Below are 20283 nucleotides of genomic sequence, written 5' to 3'. Positions count from 1 at the left end.
TTTATATGCAATTAAAACGAGCAGTAATTACTGGACTTGGCGCATTAACGCCAATAGGAAATAATATTGAAGAGTATTGGAATAGCTTAATTAACGGAGTTAGTGGAGCAGCGCCTGTAACGTATTATGATGCTGCCAAGTTCAAAACTCGTTTTGCATGTGAGCTAAAAAACTTTAACGTCGAAGATTTTATCGAAAGAAAAGAGGCTCGTAAAATGGACCGATTTACGCAATACGCAATGGTTGCTTCCGATGAAGCGATTGCAGATTCTAAATTAGACCTAGACAAAATTAACAAATTACGCGTTGGCGTAATTTGGGGAGCAGGAATTGGTGGCTTAGAAACTTTTCAAAACGAAGTATTAAACTTTGCAGCTGGAGACGGAACACCAAGATTTAACCCTTTCTTTATCCCAAAAATGATAGCAGATATTGCTCCTGGTAATATTTCCATTAAAAACGGATTTATGGGACCAAACTATACTACAGTTTCTGCTTGTGCATCATCTGCAAACGCAATGATAGATGCTTTAAACTATATTCGATTAGGTTATTGTGATGTAATTGTTACTGGTGGCTCTGAAGCTGCAATAACTATTGCAGGTATGGGTGGTTTTAATGCTATGCACGCTTTATCTACAAGAAACGAAAGCCCAGAAACAGCTTCTAGACCTTTTGACGCAGAACGTGATGGTTTTGTTTTAGGAGAAGGAGCAGGTGCGCTTATTTTAGAAGAATATGAACATGCAAAAGCAAGAGGAGCTAAAATCTATGCAGAAGTTATAGGTGGCGGTATGTCTTCGGATGCGTATCATATGACGGCTCCACATCCAGAAGGAATTGGAGTGATTGCAGTAATGAAAAACTGTTTAGAAAATTCTGGTATTAAAGCAGAAGATGTAGATCATATTAATACGCATGGTACTTCTACTCCTTTAGGTGATGTTGCAGAATTAAAAGCAATTTCTCAAGTTTTTGGAGCACATGCCAAGAATATTAATATAAATTCTACAAAATCTATGACAGGGCATTTATTGGGTGCTGCGGGTGCTATAGAATCTATTGCTGTTATCTTAGCAATGCAACATGGTATTGTGCCACCAACAATAAATCATACTACTGCAGACGAGAATATTAATCCAGAATTAAATCTTACGCTAAATAAACCTCAAAAAAGAGATATTAAAATAGCTTTGAGTAATACGTTCGGTTTTGGAGGTCATAATGCTTGCGTAGCCTTTAAAAAGTTAGACGAATAGTTTATGAATTTTATTCGTAAAATAGTTACATCTCGTTCTCAAGAAGATCAAGAATTATATAACGAATTAAAAAAAGTAATCAGTTTTTCTCCAAGAAACATCAATAGGTATAAAAAAGCATTTACTCACAGATCTATTCAAATTATAGATAGTAAAGGAAATCCTATAAATTACGAACGTTTAGAGTTTTTAGGAGATTCTATTTTAGGCTCTGTAATAGCTGCTTATTTATATAAGAAAGTTCCTACGGGTTCAGAAGGATATCTTACGCAAATGCGTTCTAAAATTGTAAGCAGAGAGCATTTAAACGAGTTAGGAAAAGATTTAAACTTAATCCGTTTTGTAAAAAGTAATATAGACCAAGCAAATGTGGGCGATAATATTCATGGTAATATTTTTGAAGCTTTAATTGGTGCTATTTATTTAGATAAAGGCTATAATTCTTGTCAGAAATTTATTTATCAAAATGTAATTGTGCCTTATGTTGATATTGCAAAACTAGAAGGTAAAATTACAAGCTACAAAGGTTTAATTATAGAGTGGTGCCAAAAACAAAAAAAGAAGTACAATTTTGATACCTACGAAGACTCAGGTAATGAGACAATAAAACACTTTAGCGTTAAAATTAGTATTGACGGCGAACAAGTTGCAAAAGGCAGAGCAACCTCTAAAAAGAAAGCAGAAGAGCAAGCAGCTAAAAGAGTGTATTATGCCTTTCAAAAGCAGATTTCTGTAGGGTAAATTTTTACCGATACATCTGTTGTTTATTTAAAAAAATTACGCTAATTAATTTCCAAACCCATATAGGTGTCCCCGATTGTAAAAGCAGAAACAGCATTTGTTGGGGCATGATAAGAGCCAAAAAACATTAAAAGTTACACTTTTTAAATCATAACTTACATTTTTATCTATACTAATAACCCATAGATTTGGGTTTTATGATAGATATTCTAAGCTATCATTTCTAGAATCATCTCTAAAGTTATTAAGTGTAATTTTACTGTAAAGTATGTACTCTAATCTTACAGGAGAATGTTACGAAAAGTAGTTTCTGTTTAATGCATTATTAATATCAAATTTAGTATTAAAGCTTAGTTACGAAAAAAATTTATCCTATCTAAAGTTGGCATAACTATTCATTTCTTTAATACTAGTATTTTTTAATTTACAAGCACTAAAGCCAAAAAAACTTTCTAAATAGAATTTTTTATCTTGTGAGTTATTGGTAGAATCCAAAGCAATATTTACAGCATATTCTTTAGATTTATAATCTTTTGTTACATAATCATCTTTGTATGTAAAGCTAACTTGAATAATTAGATGGTTAGAAATTGGATAATAACCATTTGTATTAAAATTTTTTGTCTCGGAACAGGTAAACATTGTTACAGAGATTACATGATCTCCCTTTTTTTAAGGTTTTAACACTAAACTCTTTTGTTTTTTGAGTATACTATTTCTCCATAAACATTATGAATAGAAATATTATAGTATGTTTTTTCAGGTTTGTAAGTTTTTTCTAATGCAAAATTACCGTTACATGGGTCTGAATCTATATAAACTTTATTTAAAGAATTATTGGACCTCATAGGATTAGAGCTAAATCTTAATGCATCATTGCAGGTACTTTGACCGTCACCGTCACCATCACTAGATGGACTTACATTAACATACGTATATTTTACAGATGATGAACACATATTTGTACTTGTTATTTTACATACAACCACAGCCAGACCAGGGCTGCCTGCTTTTGCAACTATTTTATTGCCATTATTAGAAATAATGCGCCATCCACCAATATTTGTACCCGTGTAACCATCAACATCAAAAAACCAATCATAAGTTGTATTCTCACCAATATCTGTGACACTATATGTTAAGTTTTGCCCAGGTACAGCACTTATATTTCCCGTCATTTTTGTATCATAAACTATGGGTAAAGGTTTATCTGTATTATCAACATCTAACTCTGCTTTTAACCAAGCTACATTTTCTGTTGTTAATGTAATATGTGGTTCATTTTGTTCTGGAGCAAAATAATTATCAAAAGGTGTTTCACCTGTACAATGTCTATCTTTATTACCAATAACTTCATCTAAAACATCACTACCTGTGTAAGCTAATGCACTTTTTGTTGGGATGAAACTGTGAGTTGGGTCTAAAACATAAGCAGTAGTTGTTAATGTTCTCCAATAATTCCAACCAAAAATTGTAAAAAAGGAAGAACCCTGTGCTTCATTGGCCAATTCTGATTGTGCATTAAAGTAACCTCCAGGTGCAATATCATAGCTACCTTTACTGCTGGGAGTAGAATATTTTTTAGATTGTGCTATTATATAAATTTTAAAAAACAAAAAATTTAAATAAAAACCACCAGCATTAAAAGTTAAATAATTTTGACTTCCATTTTTTTTATTTGTGTTGTGATAAAATTTATTTTGTATAATAGGAGAACTAGAACCAAATATTGGTATTCTTGTATTAATTTGAAGATATTGTGCTTCAGAAATTCCATTCAGTACTCCAGACATACTGCCATTAAGTAATGCTACTTTTCTCAAATTTTGTGGCATTCCTAAATTGTCTAAATCATTTTGAAAGCGATTTCTAAAGTTTGGAGCACCAACTGGCAAATTGCTATTATTTGTATAATGATTTACCAACATCTGTTTTGTTGCAGGTCTGCTTAATTGGTCGTCTATAAATTTTTGACCTCCTTTATTATCTAATTCATCTGCAAAATACTCAATGCCTTTTTGTAAACCAATAGGTATATTTGCTCCTTGATGAGGACTATCAAAACTTACCCATAACCTTGTATTATGATTCCATTTAGCATTATCTCCAGTTTCTGCTAATTTTTTCTCCATATATGCCAAAGCATATCTAGAAATTAAACCACCCATACTTGGGCCAATTACAACAGCTTCTTCATTACCTTGTTGTATGCTTTTTATATGACGCATTAAACTAATAAATGTAAAGGCATTTCTTTCTATATAATCACTACCGGCATCTCTATAAATTGTTCTGGTAAAGTTTAAGCTGTAAAGTGGTATGTTTACAGTATAACTACCAATAGAATCTCTAGTGTGGTTTACTACAATTATATCATAACCCAAAAGGTTTAATTCTTTAATCATATCTTTTTTTGGAGTAATAGAGTCTTTATCGTGGTCGTAACTCATCAATTCTAAAATACTTTCTTTACTTACATCGTGTCCATCATCTTCTCGTTCTATTTTTCTTGTATCACCTGGATCATAACCATCAATAATATATAAAGGTTTGTCTATGGTTTTAGAGGCATCACTATAATAAATTCTATATTCATTTTTTCCTTTTTCTAATTGGTCTCCAAGTTCATAGCCTTTAAATGCCAAATCATCATCTGCTTCAATAGGCAATAATTCAGATGTGTTTGTGCTATTTTTTGCTAAAGTAGTTGCAATCATATTTACATACACATTTGCGTATGTTGTTTTTGTAGTATTGTCTGCATACGTAATGTTAAAACGTAAGGTTTTTATACCAGAAGAGGAGTATATAGTAGAAAAAGTACTCGTATTAAAATTATAATTTGAGATAAGATTATAAATACTGCCATTTGTAACTAATTGTAAGGTTTTAATCTGTTTGCCCAATTTGTATAACCTAAATAAATGATCAGTTTTAAATTGAATAGTATTTCCTGTTACCCTTGTAACTAATGGACTAATAATAGTAGTTTGCCTTTTTATAAACGGGTTTTTACCAGCAATGTTAGCAAATAAACCTGTAGTTTCATTAAAAGTTACATTGGTATTTGCTAGTTTGGTACCAAAATTAAATTCGTGAAACTCGGTGTTAATAATGCCAATAGGCACCACATTTGCTTGGTACTTTCTACTTTCTAAAATTAGGTCAAGTTCATTTTCTTTAATTATGTTTTTAATATAAGATGCTCTGTATAATTCGTCCCAAGCTTGTGTAAAATGGGTGTAGGAAGAAGTATCTATTTGTACACCTTGGTTAAAATCATTAATTTTAGCGAAAGAAAAGACTCTGTTTATTAAAATATTAGAGGTTATTGTACTCTTGTTTAGGTTTTTAATTCGCTCGTCTATTTCTTCTGTATAAGTACCATTGGTAATTTGTGCTTGTAGTTGTAATGATAGTATCATTAACAGCATACATAATGTAATTTTTTTCATAATTTTGAATTGTTAAATGTTAATTATTTGTGTTAGTATTTAATTATTATGAGCAGTTGTTGGTAGCAACTGCTTTTTATTTATTTACTGTATTTAGATTGATGTCAAATCGTCCATTTGTAATTTCAATTATATCATTTTCATCATCTTTGTTTTTTAGTTTTACGCTAAAAGTTCCTGAATAAATACTATTTGTTATATCTAAACGAGTAAATTCTAAATTACCAGAATTATAAAATGACCTATACTGACGATTTGATTTATCAATTAGACAATATATATGAGCATTTGATAAGTTAGATCTACCACTCCCGTCGCTTTCATCTATTGTATGTTTAGTTTTATTATTTTTGAGTGTAGGTAGATATAAAAAGATATATGTACTTGGAGTATCTTTAGCATTATATGTTTTGATAAGCCATTTATCATCACCTTTATTTTTAATAAAATTTTCACCAATGTTTACTTCAAGATTATTTGTACCACCTCCAGGTGTAAAGTTAAAAGAATCTTTAGGTACAAATACCCTACCATTCACAATAGCACCAAATGTATTTGCGCCAGTTTGTGTAATTGGTGGTAATTGGTCTTGTGGGTCGTTGTTTTCGCAATTAAAAAAGGTTATTGCAAAAAGTAAAAGTGTTGTTTTTAAGAATGTTGTTTTCATAATAAAAATTGTTTAAGTGTTATTTTGTTTAATTGTGTAATTTTTTTTTTGTAATATTAGTTTTAATGATTAAGAGGTGTTTTTAGTGTAAAATGCTCTGTATAATTCGTCCCAAGCTTGGGTAAAATGGGTATAAGAAGAAGTATCTATTTGTACACCTTGGTTAAACTCGTTAATTTTAGCAAAAGAAAAGACTCTGTTTATTAAAATATTTGAGGTTATAGTTCTCTTGTTTAGGTTTTTAATACGTTCGTCTATTTCTTCTGTATAAGTACCATTGGTAATTTGCGCTTGTAGCTGTAATGATAGTATCATTAAAAGGATACAAAATGTAATTTTTTTCATAATTTTAATTTGTTAAATGTTAATAAATTTGAGTTTGTTGTTTTTAATATTTCACGGCTGTTGACGTAGCCGTTCTTATTTATTTACAGTATTTAGATTAATATCGAATCTACCTTCGGTAATTCTTATAATTTCGTTAGAGTCATTGCTGTTAAAAACAGTTAATTCAAATTTTCCTGATATTATCTTGTTATCATTATCTAATCTTGTTATAGTTATAGTACCTGAATTAGTGTCGGATAAATATCTTTTTTCATTATCTAATTTATCAGAAATCCCTACCCAACAATGAGGGTAATCAGGTTTAAATGTGGATGCAGGTTGAGAGGAACTTAAACCAAAATTATAAGTCCCAATAGAATTTAAATTATTTATATTTATATATATATTATCACCTCCAGTATCTCTAAAGTTTCCAGCATCTATTTCAAAGTTTTTATTTTGAAAATAATAGACACTTAATCCTTTTCGAGGTCCTCCAGGTCCTCCTAAATTTCCTCTTGCATCTTTTGGTATCAAAATTTCCCCATTTATAATACAACTAAAGGTATTTGCGCCAGTTTGTGTTATTGGTGTTAGTTGGTCTTCTGGGTCGTTGTTTTCGCAATTAAAAAATGTAAGAGCAAAAAGTAAAAGTGTTGTTTTTAAAAGTTTTGTTTTCATAATAAAAATTGTTTAAGTGTTATTTTGTTTAATTGTGTAATTGTTTTTTTGTAATATTAGTTTTAATGATTAAGAGGTGTTTTTAGTGTAAAATGCTCTGTTTAACTCATACCACACTTGTTTAAAATGCGTAAAAGAGGTAGTATCTTGCCTTACACCTTGGTTAAACTCTACAATACTTGAAACAGAGATAACTCTATCTAACAATATATTAGAAGTAATGGAGCTTTTATCTATATTTTGTAATTTAGTATCTACTGCTGTTGTGTACTTTTCTAAAGTAGTTTGAGCTTGAAATTGTATTGCAAAAAAGAGTAGTAGAATGCCAGTTATAATTTTTTTCATAATTTTGAAATGTTAAGTTAGACACTGAAATAATTTCAGCGCTTGTAAATTTTGTGTTTGTTATGTTTAACTTTTTGTTAAGCAGTTGTTGGTAGCAACTACTTTTTTAAATTTATATATCAAATCTACCATCAGTAATTTCTATTATTTCTGTTTCATTGTCCTTATTTTTTAATTTTGCATTAAAAGTACCTGCGTAAATCCCATCCTTAAAAGAAATTTTAGAAAAAGAAATTGAACCAGAATTTTGAAAACTTAAATATTTAATACCATTAACAATGGCATATATGTGCGCAAAATCAGGTTCATTTAAGCTATATTCAACACCTGTACTATTCTGAAAATTATACGTTTCCTCATTAGGTAAATCTTGTGGTATATATATATATTCTTATAATTATTTGCTTCTATAACAAATGTTCTACTATTACCACGAATTTCTAAACCTCTTGGTGTACCTCCACCAGGAGGAGAATACCCTGTTTTATCTTTCGGTATAAACACTTTACCATTTACAATAGCACCAAAGGTATTTGCACCAGTTTGTGTAATTGGTGGTAATTGGTCTTGTGGGTCGTTGTTTTCGCAATTAAAAAAGGTTATTACGAAAAGTAAAAGTGTTGTTTTTAAAAATGTTGTTTTCATAATAAAAATTGTTTAAGTGTTATTTTGTTTAATTGTGTAATTGTTTTTTTATAATATTAGTTTTAATGATTAAGAGGTGTTTTTAGTGTAAGAAGCTCTGTATAATTCGTCCCAAGCTTGTGTAAAATGGGTATAAGAAGAAGTATCTATTTGTACACCTTGGTTAAACTCATTAATTTTAGCAAAAGAAAATATTCTGTTTATTAAAATATTAGTGGTTATTGTACTCTTGCTTAGGTTTTTAATGCGCTCGTCTATTTCTTCTGTAAAAGTACCATTGGTAATTTGTGCTTGTAGTTGTAGTGATAGTATCATTAAAAGGATACAAAATGTAAATTTTTTCATAATTTTGAGTTGTTAAATGTTAATAATTTTGTGTTTGTTATGTTTAACTATTTTATTGAGCAGTTGTTGGTAGCAACTGCTTTTTTATTTATTTACTGTATTTAGATTGATGTCAAATCGTCCATTTGTAATTTCAATTAAATCATTTTCATTATTTTTATTTTTAAGTGTAACATTGAAAGTGCCTGAATAAACCCCTTTATTAATATCTATTCTAGAAAATTCTAATAAACCTGAATTTTCATATGATAGATAAGTGTTATTATTACCATTTATGTGGCAATAGATATGTGGATTTGGTAAATCTGAATTTTCAAAACCATCACTTTTACCAATTGTTTGATTAATATTTATATTTAATAAAGATGGTATATAAATAAATAAGTATATGCTTGGATTTATTTCAAAATTACCAACTAAAACAGTCCATTTATCATTACCAGAACTATTAATAAAATTATTACCTACAAAAGATTGGAGTCCTTTAAAATTGTTTGTACCAGGAATACCTGAAGGAGAATCTGCAGGCACAAATACCCTACCATCTACAATAGCCCCAAATGTATTTGCACCAGTTTGAGTAATTGGTGGTAATTGGTCTTGTGGGTCGTTGTTTTCACAATTTAAAAATGTAATAACAAAAAGTAATAGCGCTGTTTTTAAAAGTATTGGTTTCATAAGTTATGGGTTTTTGGGTTATTATGTAAAAGTATTTTAAATTATAATTTTAGGTGTCCAGAATTTCATGAAAACGAGAAATTCTGGACACATTTGCGAAATTCTGGACACATTTTATTTTTAAGGATTTGATTATTAGTAACTTATTAATTGTGTCTTTTTTTGCTTAATTTGTTGTTTTTTTAGTTAACTAGACTTTTTTGGGATGAACGGGAATGTTTATAATTTGATTTTTCATAATTTTTAAAACGCTCTTAAAAATTTTAAGAACGTTTTAATTTTTTTGATTTGAAATAGTTTATTCTTTTTTTTGATAAAATCTTTTTATATCTATAGTTGGCAACCATTACAAATAAAACTCTGAAAAATGAAAATAAAAGGACTATTCGTAAAAAACTTATTGGAATTTATTGATTGTGAAATATTCATTGAATATGGTGTTTTTCAGAGATTAATATTTAATTCTAGAACTTTTAAAAATTATCATAATCCGAAAAATAAATCGGAATTTGAAATAAAAAGAGTTTCTTCTTTACCTTTATATTTTATACCCGCAAAACATAATTTTGAATTTACATATTTGGGAGTTAATGATGAAAACCAAAGAGTATTTTTAAAATTAAATATTTTTAAGTTATTCCTAATAAAATGGAATTTAAAAAAGTATTTAATACAATCTGAATCAATTAAAACGGACATATTAAAATATATAATTGGCGGAATAATAGGTTTTTTAACAACACTTTTTGTTCAAAAAATAAGCCAATATATTAAAGACCCTGAAATTCCCCCAATAACTGAAAGTATAAAATCTTTTGAAGTTAAATATATAGTCGCTGACTTTAATTTGTTTAATAATGAATCCATAATAAATTGATTTTTTAAATTAATAATCGGAATTTAAAAAACGGTAGCCAACACTGTACAAAATTAATTGCTGGCAAATCGCTTATTTAGGAAAGTACTCACGTACTTTCAATTTGGTTATTCTCTATAAATTAATCGCTCAACCACAGCAACTAATCTTGTACAAATACGTTGTGAAATTTCCAAATGGATCATGCCATGCTTGATAAGAGTAGATAAGTCTATTGCCAATAATTTCAATTTTTAATTTTTGGTCTATAATTGTTAGATTGTCAATATCATATTTACCATTAAATTTATTCCATTTTCCAAAATCTTCATAAAATTTACATTTTCCTATTGAGTCCTTATAAAATACAATTTCAGTATACCTTTTATTTGATTTAAACTCAATCGTTGTTTTAGACATACAACTGTCTATTGGAATATTTGTTTTATCAGCTGTCTTTTTAACTAAAAACCAAACCCCAATCAAAGGTTCAGATTCAAATTCTCTATCAAAATTTTCACAGCTAATTATTGTTGAAATAAAAAGTAATAATGTTGTTTTTAATAATAATTGTTTCATAATCGAGAGATTTTAAACTTGTGTTGTAAATATATTTGATATTATAATTTTAGGCGTCCAGTATTTCTTAAAAACGAGAAATTCTGGACACATTTGCGAAATTCTGGACACATTTTATTTCTAACTAATTGATTATTAATAATTTATTAATTGTGTCTTTTTTTGCTTAATTAGTTGTTTTTTAAGTTAGCTAGACTTTTTTGGGATGAACGGGAAAGTTTATAATTTGATTTTTCATAATTTTTAATTTATAAAATAATTAATTTTTAAAACGCCCTTAAAGTTTTAAGGACGCTTTTTTAATCAAACTCTCTTTTTCAAATATTATTTAATTCTGTGTATAGCAGCTTCTGCAATTGTTTTTATGAGTTCATTAAAAAGAAGCAATAAAAAAGCAAAAGAAATAGTAGCACCAAATAAATAGGATTTTAAAAACGAAAACTCCATTTTTTTATAGTTTTAATTTCTAAAACAGGAATTTTTATTGTTTCATTTATCTTTTTTACAGTCATAGTATCTTTGTTGTAATTAATAAATTGTCCTTTTCATTTTGTTGAATTTAACGATTCAATTTTAACCTTTTTAGGATTGTTAGTTTCATAATCTTTTTAATCAAAAGGTTTATAAGAATAACAACTTCGAAGTAAAATTAAGATTACTAATAAGTAAATGGTATCTTTCATGATTAAAATTGTTTACCAATAGTGATTCCTACTCGAGGATATATTAAATCAATTTTATCAGCATTTATTAGAGTTCTTATTAAGCCAAAAGTAAACTCTGCAACCCATCCTTTTTTTGTTTTGTATTTTTTTCCAACTCCAAAACCAATTCCAAAACCAGTTCCACCTTCTTTAGCATTTGTGAAAAAATCTCCAGTTGTGTGTTTTTGTGAGTAAAGAGCTAAATTTCCATCAATAAAAAAACCTGAATTAGTTTGTTGTCCAAAATAAACTCTGTAATATGGTATTAAACTAAAGTTATAGCCATTGCTACTTTCATTGTTGTTTTCATTTGATGAAGTATCATTTATAGAAAATAACATAGATATTCCAACTGAGGTTTCGTCAGTTAATAATCTTTCATAAGTTATTTCTGGATAGCCAGCAATTAAATAAGCAAGATTTATCTTAAACTCATTTTGTTTTAAACTATCATTTTTTTGTTGAGAGTAAAACATTAAAGAATACATTAATGCTACTAGGAGAATACATTTTTTCATAATTTAATTATTTTTAAATTTCAACTAAATTAGAAAACAATAAAAAACAGGTATCCAGTATTTCTCCAAAAGGAGAAATTCTGGACACATTTGCAAAATTCTGGACACATTTTTGCTTTTTGAGAGAAAGTGAAAAACAATTCGTTTATAAAGGTATCGGTTGTTTAAGCATGCAAAAGAGCAAAATTCACAAAGACTTTAAGTTATTTTAACAATGATTTTTGATATTCTGTAGGTGTTAAACCTGTATGCTTTTTAAAAGTAGCATAAAAAGAAGATTTAGAGTTAAAACCAGATTCTAAACCAATAGAAGTAATTGTATAGTTTTTATAAGCTTCATCAACTAATAATTCTTTTGCAAATTCTATTCTAAATTCATTTATATAATCGCTAAAGTTTTTATCAGAAAATAGCTTAATAATACTCGTTAATTTTACGGCATTTACATCAACCGTGTTTGCCAAAGAATCTGCAGTAAGCCTTGGTTCTATAAAAAGTTTTTTCTCTACGATTAAAGCTTCTGTATTATCGAAAATCACTTTTTTATATGAATCTTTTGGTTCTTCAACTAAGGTTTCATTAATATCAATAGATGAAAAATTTAATTGTTTACGCAAATTTTTACGTTCTTTTAATAAACCCAATTGCATGATTGCTTGGTAGCCAATCCAATAAATTAAAACAGTAGTTAAAACTCTTAAAGGATAATACGAGTAAATAAATTCTTTAAAATTTAAAGCTACGGAAATTGCAAGAGCAATAATCCAAAATAAATAGGTAAATAATCCTAATTTAAAGAAGGTGTAAATCCATTTTAAATTATCAAAAGATAAAATTTTTGTAAATAACTTTTCTTTTTTTGATAGTATTTGAAAAGAATATGCAAAAACGGTTAGTGAAATTAATAAGCTAAAAATTTCCTCAAGAAATGTATATTTCTCAAACAGATGAGCAATATCAACAGTATTTGAATCACTAAAAAAGAATACAAAACTTATTCGGATAGAAATGATGAATAAAAAAATGGGTAAAATAATTTTTAAAATATTTTTACTTCTTTTTTCAATCTCTAAATAATGGATTAAAAACATGTAAAAAAAAGGAGCAATTAAAAAATGCCAGGGTATATGCAAATAATCTAAAAAGAAATATTTGATAAAAAAGTCTTTAATTAAAATCCAAGATTGAATGTTGTTTAAAGAAACTACAAGCACTAGCAAATTAATAAATTGCATACTTTTTTCTCTTCCGTTTTTAGAAAAAAGGATAACAATACTAAACAAAAAACCGTGTATAGCACTAATTAATAAAAAGAGATTAAAGATTTCTTTAATGTTCAAAATTGCAATTTTATGTAAATATAACTATTTACTGATTAATAAAATTTACACTTTGTACAGCAACTTTACCAGCAGTTTCTGCGCGCGAACTACTTTCGCCAAAAGAAACAGGAATTCCCTTTTTTTCTGAAGAATTTAGAAAAAAACGAGCATAAAACTCAGTCTTCAATTATAAAAAGTTAAGAGTCATTTATCTAGTTACTAAAACTTTTTTCAACAATAAATAATATGTTTTTTTAAGATTTCTATAAGCTAAACACGATAACGTTTTCGTTAATATCCCAAAAATATTCATAAAGTATTAGTAATTTAGCGTCTTAATTAGAAGAACTAAAATTAGTAATTACGTATGCAAATTCACTCTTTAGGTTTAGAAGATTTTTGTGAAGAGGAGTATTCCTTAATTGGTATTCATACCGCATTAGAAGATTTTAAGTTAGCCTATTTATTGAATAAAACGCTATCTACCAGTTTTTATAAATCTAGAGAAGATTTAAATTTTGAAGATACACAGAAAAATGCCTCTTTTTCAATTTTTAATTACTCAAGCAATAAGTATGATTTTGATTGGTTTTTAATAGCAAATAGCTCTAAAAGAGAAAATCAAAAAGAGTCGAACGAACTTCTATTAACATCAGAAACAAAAACATATTTAATTCCAGAAAAGAAAAAAGTAGATTTCTTTATTAAAATTTCTGGAGATTTAGAGTATACCTTTATGTCTGAAACCGTAGATAAAATAAAAAAAATAGAGCAAGTAATCACTTCCTATTTAATAGATAAGAACACATTAAAGTCGAAAGACTTTTTAATTTTTTAGAAAATATGCCAAATCATAATAAAACAAAGATAGTTGCAACCCTAGGGCCAGCAACTGACACAAAAGAAATTTTAACACAATTAGCTTCTAACGGAGTTAATGTTTTTAGAATTAATTTTTCTCATGCAGATTACGAAGATGTAAAGAGAAAAGTAAAAATAATTAGAGAAATAAATAAAGAAAATGGCTATAATGTAGCTATTCTTGCAGATTTACAAGGTCCTAAATTACGCGTTGGTGTAATGGAAGATGATGTAATTTTAGAAGATGGAGATACTTTTACTTTTACTACTGTAAAATGTATAGGAACTAAAGAAAAAGCATTTATGACCTATCAACGTTTTCCTAAAGACGTAAAAGTTGGGGAAGCGATTATGGTTGATGATGGTAAATTACGATTCGAAGTAATCTCTACCAACAAAGAAAATGAAGTTGTTGTAAAAGTAATTGTAGGCGGACCTTTAAGATCTAAAAAAGGTGTAAACTTACCAAATACGGCTATTTCTTTACCTGCGTTAACCAAAAAAGATATGGAAGATGCTGTTTTTGCAATTGGTTTAGATGTAGATTGGTTTGCATTATCTTTTGTTAGAACTCCAGAAGATTTAAGAATGTTACGCGATTTAATTGCACAACACTCAGATTATAGAATTCCAATTATCGCCAAAATAGAAAAGCCAGAAGCAGTTGCAAATATCGATGCATTAATTCCTTATTGTGACGGGTTAATGGTTGCTCGTGGAGATTTAGGTGTAGAAATACCAATGCAAGACGTTCCTTTAATTCAGAAAAAATTAGTAAGACGTGCAAAAAGAGCAAGAATTCCTGTAATTATTGCTACCCAAATGATGGAAACAATGATCGATAATCCTGTGCCAACAAGAGCAGAGGTAAACGATGTTGCCAATTCTATTATGGATGGCGCAGATGCAGTAATGCTTTCTGGAGAAACATCTGTTGGTAAATTTCCATTAAGAGTTATTCAAAAAATGTCTGAAATTATTAAAGCTGTAGAAAACTCTAAAATGATTAAAGTTCCTCAAGAACCGCCTCATATTAGAACCAATAGATTTGTTACAAAATCTATTTGTTACCACGCTGCTTTAATGGCAAACGATACAGATGCAGCAGCAATTTGTACCTTAACAAATAGTGGGTATACTGCTTTTCAAATTTCTTCATGGAGACCAAGAACACACGTTTTAGCGTTCTCTACGGATAAAAGAATTTTAGGTAAATTAAATTTACTTTGGGGTGTTAGAGCTTTTTATTACGACAAAAACCTTTCTACAGATGACACCGTTGTAGATATTAACAACATTGCTAAAGAAAAAGGTTTTGTAACTTCTGGAGACATTATTATTAACTTAGCTTCTATGCCTGCAGAGGCTAGAGGAATGGTAAATACGTTACGTGTTTCTGAAATTGACTAAAAATATATTTTAATGCATAAAAAAAGCGTTCTAAATTTTTAGAACGCTTTTTTTATGCATTAAAATCTCATTATTAGAGTTTTAAATTCTTACTTATTATAATAGCATCGTTGGTAACAAATGGCATTGGCATCATTTCTTCGGATCTTGGACTAATAGAAAAATTTGAATTCGTTAATAAATCGTAAGAGATTTCATTTAAAATTAGGTCTAGTTTTTCGTTTTTATTTACACTAAAAGAGAGTGTTACGTTTGTATCAGAATTTGACATAAAATAGATTAAAACAGTCCCTTTTTCTACCGTATAATTTTTACCATTATTTACAACAGCGTCATTTACCTTAAATTGTTGTAAAGTAACTTTGCTATTGGTTATAAATTCGTATTTATTTACTTTTCTAGTAGGCGTAATTACCAATTCTAACAGACGCTTATTGCCAATAATAGTATCAAAATCTATTACTATTCTTGATGAAGAAATTTTTTTATTAGCTGTTTTTGTATGATAGCTAAAACGAGTATTGTACTTGCTTTTTGTTTCGGCACTTTTAATGCTTCCTTTTGTGGCGTTTTTATCAAAAATTTGTTTTGTGTACGAATCTAACACTTGATTGTACGTTCCAAAATAGGCAGTTTTGTCATCAGAATTCTGAATGTAAACAATGCTATTCGGTTTTTTATTGTTGGAGGAAAACCCGCTAGTATAGGTTGCAAATCCAAAGAAACCGATTGTTAAGATTCCGCATGCTTTTAAAACCCAGAATGATTTTCTCTGATAAAACGAAAAGAGCATCAGTCCAAAAATTAGAGCGATCAAAATACCACTTATAAATAAATTTTTTAAGCCTAGACCAACGGGAAACATTTGAATTAAGGGCGCAAAAATATAAATAGTTGGTATTGATAAAATAGTAAATAGAACACGATTGTAACGTCCTTTTAAGTCTGTAAAAACAACAATTGCTAAAATAAATAAAGCACAGTAAACTGGGATGATAAAAAAGCCCGCTCCTTTAAAATACACACTAATTATGCTATTAATGAGCAACCAAATAAAAATAGGCGCTATTAAAAAGTTTGCTGTCTTTTCTTCATTAGAAAAGTATTTGTATGTTTTTAGTAAAATCCAAAGGTTTAAGAATACAAAAGCCGCAATATACGTATAGCCATTGTAGGTAAAACCCTGTAAAATATCATTGTATTGAGGATGAATTTTTAAAAGTAATTTCCATAAACCAAAAGAAACACCGCCACACAAAACAAGCGAAATTAAAAATGGGACAAATCCTTTTAGGGAGTTTTTAACGGATATTTTATTTAGCGAAAACCCGAAGAAAAGTAATACCAGAAATAACACTATTGCACCAATTAACATTGGTAAAACATAAGAAAAAGGATAAGTTAACAAACTTGAAAAAGGAAAGTTTACATAGACATCATCTTTATCTGAATTTAAATTTTCTAAATTAGAAAAAGCAAAATAACCTAACATAGACGTTACATAATCTGCTTGCTGTAAAAGCGATTCTCTGTCTAATCTTGCATACGTATCTTGCGCTGTATGATAATCGAAATGATCGCCAAAAAAAGCAAAATTGAATCCGTTTATGTTTGCGTCTTGTCTAAAAACAGTTAAATCTGTGTCATTTGGTAATTTTTTATAAACGCTGTACATTAAAGAGTTAGCTGCAGGAAAATTGGGTTTTGCAGCTAAAAATTCTGATAAAAGTTTGCTGTTTTTTCCATTCGTTTCCATTAACATATAACTTGGGCCGCCACTTCCTCTAGCTTCAAAGTTTAAAACTAAACCTACATTTTTTGTCCAAGGATGTTTATCTACAAAAGCCTGTGCGCCTAATAAACCTAATTCTTCGGCATCAGAAATTAGAATGATAATATCGTTTTTTGGTGTCTGTTTTTTTGATAGAAAGGCTCTTAGTCCTTCTAAAATTACAGCAACACCAGAGCCCGCATCACTTGCGCCAAACGAAGAATGAGAATTTGAATCGTAATGCGAAAGCAGCATTAGCGCTTTTCCGTTTGTAGAACCTTTAACCTTAGCAAGTATATTTTGTGCCGTTGTAGCAGCAAACCATTTTTTATTTACGGCAGTTTCAGTCTGAATTTCGGTTTCTAAGCCCATTTTATTCAATTCCTCAACAATATAGTTTTGAACATTTTTGTGATCTTTAGAACCAACGTAATGTTCTTTTAAACTGATTTTTTTTACGTGCTCTAGTGCATTGTAAGCAGAAAAACCTGTTTTTACTAAAGATTCATCTTTAGGCAAAGAGGGTTTAATATCAGAAAAACTCCAATAAATAACGCCTAAAATTATGAGGATAGAGAATATAAATGATGCTTTTTTCATTGGATGTAAAAATTTGTATAAATATAAGAAATAAAAAAACTTTATATAAATGTGGATTCAAACAGAATTTTCTGTAAATTTCAATCAACTTAAAATAAACGTATTATGGGAATTAAAAGCTTTCAAGGAAAAAGAGATGAGTCGCAAGGTAAAAATGACGAACAAATTTTAGTTTCTGATTATATGACAACCAAATTAATCACTTTTAAAGCGGAGGATTCTTTAGATCATGTAATAAATTTATTGATTAAGCACAAAATTTCTGGAGGTCCGGTTGTAAATGATGAAAATGAGTTAATTGGTATCATTTCTGAAACCGATTGTATAAAGCACATTTCTGAAAGTAAGTATTATAATATGCCAACAGACACTAATAATACTGTAGGAAAATATATGGTTACAGATGTAGACACGATCGATAAAGACATGAATATTTTTGATGCTGCTTTTAAGTTTATTAGTTCTCACAGAAGAAGGTTTCCTGTTGTTGCAAACGGAAAGTTAATAGGTCAATTAAGCCAAAAAGATGTTTTAAAAGCTGCCATTAAGGTAAAAGGAAATACCTGGAAATAAAATAGATAGTTAACAAGGGAGCATGCTCCCTTGTTACTATTTTTAATTATTCTTTTTTTATCAGCAAAAACATTTCATTTTCTAATGCTAAATACCCTTCGTTATACACGTAAAAATAGGTGTTTCCTGTTTTTGTTGTATAGATAGATGTAAAGAACTGAAAGTCGAAACCCTTATCATATAAATTAGTTCTAGTTACTTTTGTTTTACCAGAAGTATTTAAACCTGATAAGATTTTATAATTTTTTCTAAGCCGATTATTAATATTTCTGATAAGGTTTTTACTGTCTTTATTTACGCTGTTATTGTAAGAATTTCGGCAATAATCAGAGCAGAATTTTTTATCGACCCTACCCTTTACTGGTTCTTCACATTCTAAACAACTTCTTTTTTCCATAGCATTTTTTTATTTTTTATATCTCAATTTTCCCCCAATTCTCTCCAGATTTTATTCTATATAATTGCATGGTAGTTACCCCAAACTGACTTGCAATAATTCGTAATCTTGTTCTTCTATTAGGATCTAATAACTTTTTCTTAATTACCTTAACCTTTGCTTCAGATAATTTAGCACGCGTTTTTAAACCTAATTTTTTTCTTCTTTCTGGGTTTGTTAATTGATGAACTGTTAGTTCTTTTTGATTTACCCACTTTAAATTTTCGATGTAGTTGTCTGTTAAATCATGATTTTTATGGATTACAAATTTTGCATCTTCCTTTTTTTCTAGAAATAAAAAGGCAATTGCTCTGTGTACATAAAAACTTCTAATTTTGTTTTTACTGTTGAGATAAGAAAGTGTTTCAAATTTGTTGATAATGCCGTTTTTGTGTAATTTAAATTCTTCGGCTCCATTTTTCTTTTTTTGAACTCTTCCGTAATTAGATACTAGTATTTCTTCTTTTTCAAAATTGCAATCAACGATATCAAAAGCTTTCCAGCTTTCATTTCTAAATGACTTCATGTTTTGATGCTTTTTTATTTACGTAAATATACAAATTATACGTTTACAAACGACTACAAATAATTACAACCGAAAGTAATTGCTTCATAACCGAATAAAATTTCTGTTGTGTTTCATCTTTGCAGTGTCAAAACGAATTGACATAAAATTATAAATAATATAAAAACTTATCTTATGAGTACGTTAAGAAACAAAGTACAGTTAATTGGTAGATTAGGTCAAGAGCCAGAAATAGTAACCTTTAAAGATGGTAACAAAATGGCAAAATTTTCTATGGCTACAGATGATAGTTACAAAGACAAAACTGGTAATAAAGTTGAGCGTGCTTATTGGCACAACATTGTTATAACAGGCGGTTTGGTTAAAGTAGTTGAAGATTATGTAAAGAAAGGCCAAGAAGTTGCTATAGAAGGGAAGCTAACATCAAGAAGTTATGAAACTAAAGAAGGTGAAAAGCGTTACGTTACAGAGATTCTATGTAGCGAGCTTTTAATGCTTGGAAACAAGCAATAGAAATAGTGCTATGAAATTAAAAATTTGAAGAAAGACCAATATTATGTTGGTCTTTTTTTTTGTTATTTTATAAGGTTTAATACATTGTTTATAAATTTTTAAAAACACAATAAATATTTTAGTAAATAAAAAACCTTCGAAAATTTTTGTGCTTATGCTAGAACCATGTCATTAATTACACATGGTGTTGTAAGGTTTGTTAGGTTAAATAATTTTATTCTCCAATTTAACTCTAAACTTATTAGCTGCTCGTAAGTCAATTTAAAACCGTTATACAAATTGAATAATGAAGGTATGTATATGATACAACGTTTAAAGTTTTTCTAGTTTTATAGTAAGAATTTAGTATTATTCCTAAACTCATGTTTTTGTAAGTAGTTTTTTTGGTTGTTGGAAAGTTTACTGTTTATAGATAACGATACCATTCTTTCCAATAATTTACTGAATAATTGATTCCATACCCAAAAGTAA

General features: G+C 28.7%; 24 protein-coding genes. 7 read left to right on the top strand and 17 right to left on the bottom strand.

What is annotated here, in order from left to right; genetic code table 11:
* Nucleotides 1–5: 5 nt before the first annotated feature.
* Nucleotides 6–1259 carry a beta-ketoacyl-ACP synthase II gene (gene fabF / locus BTO16_RS12475; RefSeq protein ID WP_105022007.1) on the top strand — a complete coding sequence of 418 codons (1254 nt, stop codon included), beginning with the start codon at nucleotides 6–8 and terminating at the stop codon, nucleotides 1257–1259.
* A 3-nt stretch (nucleotides 1260–1262) separates the two neighbouring features.
* Entirely contained in the window at nucleotides 1263–2000 is a 738-nt protein-coding gene (rnc, locus tag BTO16_RS12470) for a ribonuclease III (protein ID WP_105022006.1), read from the top strand.
* A 372-nt stretch (nucleotides 2001–2372) separates the two neighbouring features.
* On the opposite strand, the gene BTO16_RS12465 is transcribed toward rnc, so the two are convergent.
* From BTO16_RS12465 to BTO16_RS12425, 9 genes are all read right to left on the bottom strand, one after another.
* Entirely contained in the window at nucleotides 2373–2642 is a 270-nt protein-coding gene (locus tag BTO16_RS12465; protein WP_105022005.1) for a hypothetical protein, read from the bottom strand.
* Between the two features lie 44 nt (nucleotides 2643–2686).
* Entirely contained in the window at nucleotides 2687–5455 is a 2769-nt protein-coding gene (locus BTO16_RS12460; protein WP_146105406.1) for an alpha/beta hydrolase, read from the bottom strand.
* Nucleotides 5456–5531: 76 nt separating this feature from the next.
* Entirely contained in the window at nucleotides 5532–6122 is a 591-nt protein-coding gene (locus tag BTO16_RS12455; protein ID WP_105022003.1) for a hypothetical protein, read from the bottom strand.
* Nucleotides 6123–6191: 69 nt separating this feature from the next.
* Nucleotides 6192–6467 (bottom strand): hypothetical protein, encoded by a 276-nt coding sequence (locus tag BTO16_RS12450; protein ID WP_146105405.1) that lies wholly within the window; start codon nucleotides 6465–6467, stop codon nucleotides 6192–6194.
* A 75-nt stretch (nucleotides 6468–6542) separates the two neighbouring features.
* Complete coding sequence (locus BTO16_RS12445; protein ID WP_105022001.1) at nucleotides 6543–7130, bottom strand: DUF6252 family protein; 588 nt, start codon at nucleotides 7128–7130, stop codon at nucleotides 6543–6545.
* A 69-nt stretch (nucleotides 7131–7199) separates the two neighbouring features.
* Complete coding sequence (locus BTO16_RS12440) at nucleotides 7200–7475, bottom strand: hypothetical protein (protein WP_105022000.1); 276 nt, start codon at nucleotides 7473–7475, stop codon at nucleotides 7200–7202.
* A gap of 309 nt (nucleotides 7476–7784) precedes the next feature.
* Nucleotides 7785–8120 (bottom strand): hypothetical protein, encoded by a 336-nt coding sequence (locus BTO16_RS12435; protein ID WP_105021999.1) that lies wholly within the window; start codon nucleotides 8118–8120, stop codon nucleotides 7785–7787.
* A 69-nt stretch (nucleotides 8121–8189) separates the two neighbouring features.
* The gene (locus BTO16_RS12430) at nucleotides 8190–8465 is read right to left on the bottom strand and encodes a hypothetical protein (RefSeq protein ID WP_146105404.1); all 276 of its coding nucleotides are present in this window, start codon (nucleotides 8463–8465) and stop codon (nucleotides 8190–8192) included.
* Nucleotides 8466–8549: 84 nt separating this feature from the next.
* Nucleotides 8550–9143 carry a hypothetical protein gene (locus BTO16_RS12425; protein WP_105021997.1) on the bottom strand — a complete coding sequence of 198 codons (594 nt, stop codon included), beginning with the start codon at nucleotides 9141–9143 and terminating at the stop codon, nucleotides 8550–8552.
* 367 nt (nucleotides 9144–9510) lie between these two features.
* On the opposite strand from BTO16_RS12425, the gene BTO16_RS12420 reads away from it, so the two are divergent.
* Nucleotides 9511–10020: a hypothetical protein gene (locus BTO16_RS12420; protein ID WP_105021996.1), complete on the top strand. Its 510-nt coding sequence runs from the start codon at nucleotides 9511–9513 to the stop codon at nucleotides 10018–10020.
* A 129-nt stretch (nucleotides 10021–10149) separates the two neighbouring features.
* Here the strand turns inward: BTO16_RS12420 and BTO16_RS12415 are convergent, their stop codons facing one another.
* From BTO16_RS12415 to BTO16_RS17655, 5 genes are all read right to left on the bottom strand, one after another.
* Nucleotides 10150–10578 (bottom strand): lipocalin-like domain-containing protein, encoded by a 429-nt coding sequence (locus BTO16_RS12415; RefSeq protein WP_105021995.1) that lies wholly within the window; start codon nucleotides 10576–10578, stop codon nucleotides 10150–10152.
* 324 nt (nucleotides 10579–10902) lie between these two features.
* On the bottom strand, nucleotides 10903–11025 hold the full coding sequence (locus tag BTO16_RS17985; RefSeq protein WP_262503063.1) for a hypothetical protein: 123 nt from the start codon (nucleotides 11023–11025) through the stop codon (nucleotides 10903–10905).
* Nucleotides 11026–11263: 238 nt separating this feature from the next.
* The gene (locus tag BTO16_RS12410) at nucleotides 11264–11800 is read right to left on the bottom strand and encodes a DUF3575 domain-containing protein (protein ID WP_105021994.1); all 537 of its coding nucleotides are present in this window, start codon (nucleotides 11798–11800) and stop codon (nucleotides 11264–11266) included.
* Nucleotides 11801–12003: 203 nt separating this feature from the next.
* Nucleotides 12004–13140 (bottom strand): helix-turn-helix domain-containing protein, encoded by a 1137-nt coding sequence (locus tag BTO16_RS12405; protein WP_105021993.1) that lies wholly within the window; start codon nucleotides 13138–13140, stop codon nucleotides 12004–12006.
* A gap of 28 nt (nucleotides 13141–13168) precedes the next feature.
* Nucleotides 13169–13309 carry a hypothetical protein gene (locus BTO16_RS17655; RefSeq protein ID WP_170064469.1) on the bottom strand — a complete coding sequence of 47 codons (141 nt, stop codon included), beginning with the start codon at nucleotides 13307–13309 and terminating at the stop codon, nucleotides 13169–13171.
* 180 nt (nucleotides 13310–13489) lie between these two features.
* On the opposite strand from BTO16_RS17655, the gene BTO16_RS12400 reads away from it, so the two are divergent.
* Together BTO16_RS12400 and pyk are read left to right on the top strand one after the other, a co-directional pair.
* Entirely contained in the window at nucleotides 13490–13960 is a 471-nt protein-coding gene (locus BTO16_RS12400) for an IPExxxVDY family protein (protein WP_105021992.1), read from the top strand.
* A 5-nt stretch (nucleotides 13961–13965) separates the two neighbouring features.
* The gene (gene pyk, locus BTO16_RS12395; protein WP_105021991.1) at nucleotides 13966–15393 is read left to right on the top strand and encodes a pyruvate kinase; all 1428 of its coding nucleotides are present in this window, start codon (nucleotides 13966–13968) and stop codon (nucleotides 15391–15393) included.
* 73 nt (nucleotides 15394–15466) lie between these two features.
* Here pyk and BTO16_RS12390 read toward each other — a convergent pair whose 3' ends face one another.
* Complete coding sequence (locus BTO16_RS12390; RefSeq protein ID WP_105021990.1) at nucleotides 15467–17764, bottom strand: M28 family peptidase; 2298 nt, start codon at nucleotides 17762–17764, stop codon at nucleotides 15467–15469.
* 105 nt (nucleotides 17765–17869) lie between these two features.
* Between BTO16_RS12390 and BTO16_RS12385 the strand changes: the two genes are divergently transcribed.
* Complete coding sequence (locus BTO16_RS12385; RefSeq protein WP_105021989.1) at nucleotides 17870–18337, top strand: CBS domain-containing protein; 468 nt, start codon at nucleotides 17870–17872, stop codon at nucleotides 18335–18337.
* Between the two features lie 46 nt (nucleotides 18338–18383).
* Here BTO16_RS12385 and BTO16_RS12380 read toward each other — a convergent pair whose 3' ends face one another.
* Complete coding sequence (locus BTO16_RS12380) at nucleotides 18384–18734, bottom strand: hypothetical protein (RefSeq protein ID WP_105021988.1); 351 nt, start codon at nucleotides 18732–18734, stop codon at nucleotides 18384–18386.
* 16 nt (nucleotides 18735–18750) lie between these two features.
* On the bottom strand, nucleotides 18751–19299 hold the full coding sequence (locus BTO16_RS12375; RefSeq protein WP_105021987.1) for an HNH endonuclease: 549 nt from the start codon (nucleotides 19297–19299) through the stop codon (nucleotides 18751–18753).
* A 174-nt stretch (nucleotides 19300–19473) separates the two neighbouring features.
* Here BTO16_RS12375 and BTO16_RS12370 point away from each other — a divergent pair, with 174 nt between their 5' ends.
* Nucleotides 19474–19812: a single-stranded DNA-binding protein gene (locus BTO16_RS12370; RefSeq protein ID WP_105021986.1), complete on the top strand. Its 339-nt coding sequence runs from the start codon at nucleotides 19474–19476 to the stop codon at nucleotides 19810–19812.
* Nucleotides 19813–20283: the final 471 nt, after the last annotated feature.

This window comes from Polaribacter glomeratus (assembly GCF_002954665.1).
Lineage (GTDB): Bacteria > Bacteroidota > Bacteroidia > Flavobacteriales > Flavobacteriaceae > Polaribacter > Polaribacter glomeratus.
The sequence above is the reverse complement of the archived record's forward strand: the minus strand, read 5'-3'. Positions and strand labels throughout refer to the sequence as shown.

Bases quoted from the DNA above. Each gene is read 5' to 3' on its own strand.
- fabF (WP_105022007.1), top strand. From the start codon at position 6: ATGCAATTAAAACGAGCAGTAATTACTGGACTTGGCGCATTAACGCCA.
- rnc (WP_105022006.1), top strand. From the start codon at position 1,263: ATGAATTTTATTCGTAAAATAGTTACATCTCGTTCTCAAGAAGATCAA.
- BTO16_RS12465 (WP_105022005.1), bottom strand. From the start codon at position 2,642: ATGTTTACCTGTTCCGAGACAAAAAATTTTAATACAAATGGTTATTAT.
- BTO16_RS12460 (WP_146105406.1), bottom strand. From the start codon at position 5,455: ATGAAAAAAATTACATTATGTATGCTGTTAATGATACTATCATTACAA.
- BTO16_RS12455 (WP_105022003.1), bottom strand. From the start codon at position 6,122: ATGAAAACAACATTCTTAAAAACAACACTTTTACTTTTTGCAATAACC.
- BTO16_RS12450 (WP_146105405.1), bottom strand. From the start codon at position 6,467: ATGAAAAAAATTACATTTTGTATCCTTTTAATGATACTATCATTACAG.
- BTO16_RS12445 (WP_105022001.1), bottom strand. From the start codon at position 7,130: ATGAAAACAAAACTTTTAAAAACAACACTTTTACTTTTTGCTCTTACA.
- BTO16_RS12440 (WP_105022000.1), bottom strand. From the start codon at position 7,475: ATGAAAAAAATTATAACTGGCATTCTACTACTCTTTTTTGCAATACAA.
- BTO16_RS12435 (WP_105021999.1), bottom strand. From the start codon at position 8,120: ATGAAAACAACATTTTTAAAAACAACACTTTTACTTTTCGTAATAACC.
- BTO16_RS12430 (WP_146105404.1), bottom strand. From the start codon at position 8,465: ATGAAAAAATTTACATTTTGTATCCTTTTAATGATACTATCACTACAA.
- BTO16_RS12425 (WP_105021997.1), bottom strand. From the start codon at position 9,143: ATGAAACCAATACTTTTAAAAACAGCGCTATTACTTTTTGTTATTACA.
- BTO16_RS12420 (WP_105021996.1), top strand. From the start codon at position 9,511: ATGAAAATAAAAGGACTATTCGTAAAAAACTTATTGGAATTTATTGAT.
- BTO16_RS12415 (WP_105021995.1), bottom strand. From the start codon at position 10,578: ATGAAACAATTATTATTAAAAACAACATTATTACTTTTTATTTCAACA.
- BTO16_RS17985 (WP_262503063.1), bottom strand. From the start codon at position 11,025: ATGGAGTTTTCGTTTTTAAAATCCTATTTATTTGGTGCTACTATTTCT.
- BTO16_RS12410 (WP_105021994.1), bottom strand. From the start codon at position 11,800: ATGAAAAAATGTATTCTCCTAGTAGCATTAATGTATTCTTTAATGTTT.
- BTO16_RS12400 (WP_105021992.1), top strand. From the start codon at position 13,490: ATGCAAATTCACTCTTTAGGTTTAGAAGATTTTTGTGAAGAGGAGTAT.
- pyk (WP_105021991.1), top strand. From the start codon at position 13,966: ATGCCAAATCATAATAAAACAAAGATAGTTGCAACCCTAGGGCCAGCA.
- BTO16_RS12390 (WP_105021990.1), bottom strand. From the start codon at position 17,764: ATGAAAAAAGCATCATTTATATTCTCTATCCTCATAATTTTAGGCGTT.
- BTO16_RS12385 (WP_105021989.1), top strand. From the start codon at position 17,870: ATGGGAATTAAAAGCTTTCAAGGAAAAAGAGATGAGTCGCAAGGTAAA.
- BTO16_RS12380 (WP_105021988.1), bottom strand. From the start codon at position 18,734: ATGGAAAAAAGAAGTTGTTTAGAATGTGAAGAACCAGTAAAGGGTAGG.
- BTO16_RS12375 (WP_105021987.1), bottom strand. From the start codon at position 19,299: ATGAAGTCATTTAGAAATGAAAGCTGGAAAGCTTTTGATATCGTTGAT.
- BTO16_RS12370 (WP_105021986.1), top strand. From the start codon at position 19,474: ATGAGTACGTTAAGAAACAAAGTACAGTTAATTGGTAGATTAGGTCAA.